This window comes from Streptomyces sp. LS1784 (assembly GCF_020103755.1).
Lineage (GTDB): Bacteria > Actinomycetota > Actinomycetes > Streptomycetales > Streptomycetaceae > Kitasatospora.
On record NZ_JAHSQD010000676.1, the window covers coordinates 1 to 3,968 of the forward strand.

The 3,968-nt window shown below is 75.0% G+C and carries 2 protein-coding genes and 1 pseudogene; 2 read left to right on the forward strand and 1 reads right to left on the reverse strand.

The features are described 5' to 3' along the window. Positions 1-195, reverse strand: a pseudogene (locus KS423_RS40300) (2,3,4,5-tetrahydropyridine-2,6-dicarboxylate N-succinyltransferase); the annotation flags it as partial. Positions 196-335: 140 nt separating this feature from the next. Here KS423_RS40300 and KS423_RS40305 point away from each other — a divergent pair. Both KS423_RS40305 and KS423_RS40310 read left to right on the forward strand, forming a co-directional pair. Then, complete coding sequence (locus KS423_RS40305) at positions 336-1,985, forward strand: 3' terminal RNA ribose 2'-O-methyltransferase Hen1 (RefSeq protein WP_224284696.1); 1,650 nt, start codon at positions 336-338, stop codon at positions 1,983-1,985. Next, positions 1,982-3,968: polynucleotide kinase-phosphatase (locus KS423_RS40310; protein ID WP_224284697.1), on the forward strand; the 1,987-nt coding region annotated here is incomplete at its 3' end. The genes KS423_RS40305 and KS423_RS40310, both read left to right, overlap by 4 nt.

Here is a 3,968-nt window from a genome sequence, read left to right on the forward strand (position 1 = left end):
GCCGGCGCCGAGCTCGGCCTCGGCCTGCTCGGCGGTCAGGCGGACGGTGCCGGCCGGGCCGGGCTCGGCGGCCAGCGCGGGGGCGGGGAACCAGGTGTCGAGGACGGTGCCGTCGGCGGCGATGGTGGCCAGACCGGTGGCCACGGCGCCGTTCGCCGAGGAGGTGGATTCGAGCGAGGTGGATTCAGCAGTCACACCGTGCACGTTAACCAATGCGGGGCTCCGGTGCCGAACACGCCCATCGGGCGGACGCACCCGCCGGACGTGCTGGTCGGCGGCCCGCGGGGCGGGAAAACCCGGTGCCCGGCGCCCGGCACTGGGCGATACTTCAGCGGGTGTTCATGTCGATCTCCACCACCGGCAGCGCCGAGGACCCGGCCACGGACCTCGGGTTCCTGCTGCACAAGCACCCCGGCAAGGTCCAGCGGTTCACCACGTCGCACGGCGAGGCCCACGTCTTCTACCCCGAGGCGGAGGACGAGGTCTGCACGGCGGCGCTGCTGCTGGACATCGACCCGATCGCACTGGTCCGCAAGGGTCGGGGCGACGGCAGGGGGCGCGGCGGCTCGCCCGACTTCGCGCTCGCCCAGTACGTCAACGACCGCCCGTACGCCGCGTCCTCACTGCTCGCGGTGGCGCTGCGCACGGTGTTCCGGTCCGCGATGAAGGGCGCCTGCCCGGCTCGCCCCGAACTGCCCGGGCGGGCCCGCCCGCTGCGGATCGAGCTGCCCGCCGTGCCCGCGAACGGCGCGGGCGAGAGCGGTGGCCCGGCCCTGGTGGCCCGGCTGTTCGAGCCGCTGGGCTGGCAGGTCGAGGCGGCGGCGATCCCGTTGGACGAGTCGTTCCCCGAGTGGGGCGAGTCCCGCTACGTACGGATCGCGCTCTCCTCCGGGACGGTACGGCTCGCCGACGCGCTCCAGCACCTGTACGTCCTGCTGCCGGTCCTGGACGGCGCCAAGCACTACTGGGTCGCCCCGGACGAGGTGGACAAGCTGCTCGCCGCCGGTCAGGGCTGGCTGGCGGCCCACCCGGAGCGCGCCCTGATCACCCGCCGCTACCTGTCCCGGCGCTGGTCGCTGACCCGGGCCGCGATGGAGCGCCTGGAACTGGCCCGGCTGGCGGAGGCCGACGACCGCGAGGTCGAGGAGATCGACAACGCGGTCGACGACCGGCCCGAGGAGGAGCCCGGCGACGTGAACCCCGGCGCGAGCCCCGACACGAACGGTGGGGAGCGTCCCGAGGACGGCAGCGCGGCCGGCCCGGCGCCGGAGCCGCCCCGCGGGCCCTCCCTCGCCGAGCAGCGCCGCACCGCGATCCTCGATGCGCTGCGCGAGACCGGCGCCGCCCGCGTCGCCGATCTCGGCTGCGGCCAGGGCGAGTTGATCGGTGAGCTGCTCAAGGACGCCCGGTTCACCGGAATCCTCGGGGTGGACGTCTCCGCCCGGGCGCTGCGGGCGGCGAGCCGTAAGCTGCGCCTGGAGCGGCTGTCGGAGCGTCAGGCCGCCCGGGTGACGCTGACACAGGGGGCGCTCACCTACACCGATGCCCGACTCAAGGGCTTCGACGCGGCGGTGCTGTGCGAGGTGATCGAGCACCTGGACCTGCCTCGGCTGCCCGCGCTGGAGTACGCGGTGTTCGGTGCCGCCCGGCCGAGGACGGTCGTGGTCACCACGCCGAACGCCGAGTACAACGTCCGCTGGGAGAGCCTGCCGGCGGGCGCCGTCCGGCACGCCGACCACCGCTTCGAGTGGTCCCGGGCGGAGTTCCGGGCCTGGGCCGGGAAGGTCGCCGCCGCGTACGGCTACACCGTGGAGCTGCGCCCGGTCGGCCCGGAGGACGAGGAGGTCGGCGCCCCGACGCAGCTGGCCCTGTTCACCACGGCCACCGCACCCACCACGGCCACCGCACCCACCACGACGGCGACACCCACCACGCCCACCGAGACCACCACGACCACGACGCCCGAAGGAGGCGAGCCCCGATGACCGACGACGCGACCGAGAGCGCCGCACCCGACGAGAGCCAGGACCAGGCGCAGGCCGAGCGCGGCACCACCCCCCGCCGCCTCCCCGTCACCGACGTCTCCCTCGTCGTCCTGATCGGCACCAGCGGCGCGGGCAAGTCCACCTTCGCCCGCCGCCACTTCCTGCCCACCCAGGTGGTCTCCTCCGACTTCTGCCGAGGACTGGTCGCCGACGACGAGAACGACCAGTCCGCCTCCGCCGAGGCCTTCGACGTCCTGCACTACATCGTCGGCAAGCGCCTGGCGGCCGGCCGGCTGACCGTCGTGGACGCCACCAACGTCCAGCCCGAGGCCCGCCGCCAGCTGGTCGCGATCGCCCGCGAGCACGATGTGCTGCCGATCGCGATCGTCCTGGACGTTCCGCCGGGGGTGTGCGCCGAGCGCAACCGTTCCCGCCCGGACCGTCAGCTGCCGGCCCACGTCGTCCCCCGCCAGCACCGGGAGCTGCGCCGTTCCCTCCGGGGCCTGGAGCGCGAGGGCTTCCGCAAGGTGCACGTCCTGCGCGGCGAGGCCGAGGTGGCGGCGGCCGGGATCGAGCTGGAGAAGCGCTACAACGACCTGCGCCACCTCACCGGCCCGTTCGACATCGTCGGCGACGTCCACGGCTGCCGCTCCGAACTGGAGACCCTGCTGACCCGGCTCGGCTACACCCTGACCCGGGACGCCGAGGGCCGTCCGGTGGACGCCGCGCACCCCGCGGGCCGCACCGCCGTCTTCGTCGGTGACCTGGTCGACCGCGGCCCCGACACCCCGGGCGTGCTGCGCCTGGTGATGGGCATGGTGGCGGCCGGCCACGCGCTCTGCGTGCCGGGCAACCACGAGAACAAGCTCGGCCGGGCGATGGACGGCAAGAAGGTCACCGTCGCCTACGGCCTGCAGGAGTCGCTGGACCAGCTGGCGGGGGAGAGCGAGGAGTTCCGGGCCGAGGCCCGCGCGTTCATGCGCGGCCTGGTCAGCCACTACCTGCTGGACGGCGGCGCCCTGGTGGTCTGCCACGCCGGCCTGCCGGAGAAGTACCACGGCCGGAACTCCGGCCGGGTCCGCTCGCACGCGCTGTACGGGGAGACCACCGGCGAGACCGACGAGTACGGTCTGCCGGTGCGCTACCCGTGGGCGGAGGAGTACCGGGGCCGGGCGCTGGTGGTCTACGGACACACCCCGGTGCCGACCGCGAGCTTCGTCAACAACACCGTCTGCCTGGACACCGGCTGCGTCTTCGGCGGCAGCCTGACCGCGCTGCGCTACCCGGAGCGCGAGCTGGTGAGCGTCGGGGCCGAGCGCGAGTGGTACGCCCCGGTGCGTCCGCTGATCACCGACGCGCCGGGTGCCCGCGAGGGCCGTCCGCTGGACCTCGCCGACGTGGCCGGGCGCCGGATCGTCGAGACCGGGCTGCACGGGCGGGTGGCCGTCCGGGAGGAGAACGCGGCCGCCGCGCTGGAGGTGATGAGCCGCTTCGCGCTGGACCCGCGGCTGCTCGCCTACCTGCCGCCGACCATGGCGCCGAGCGCCACCTCGCGCCGGGACGGCTACCTGGAGCACCCGGAGGAGGCCTTCCTCGGCTACCGGGCGGACGGTGTGCGGCACCTGGTCTGCGAGGAGAAGCACATGGGCTCGCGCGCGGTGGTGCTGGTCGCCCGGGACGAGTCCGCGCTGGAGCGCCGCTTCGGCGTGGCCGGCCCCGGCGCGATCTGGACCCGGACCGGCCGCGCCTTCCTCGCCGACGGGGAGCTGGCCGGTGCCGTGCTCGACCGGGTCCGGGCGGCGGCCGAGCGCGCCGGGCTGTTCGAGGAGCTGGCCACCGACTGGCTGCTGCTGGACGCCGAGCTGATGCCCTGGTCGCTGAAGGCGGTGGAGCTGCTGCGCCGCCAGTACGCGGCGGTCGGCGCGGCGGCGGGCGCCGCCCTGCCGGAGGTGCTGTCCGCGCTGGAGCGGGCGGCCGGGCGCG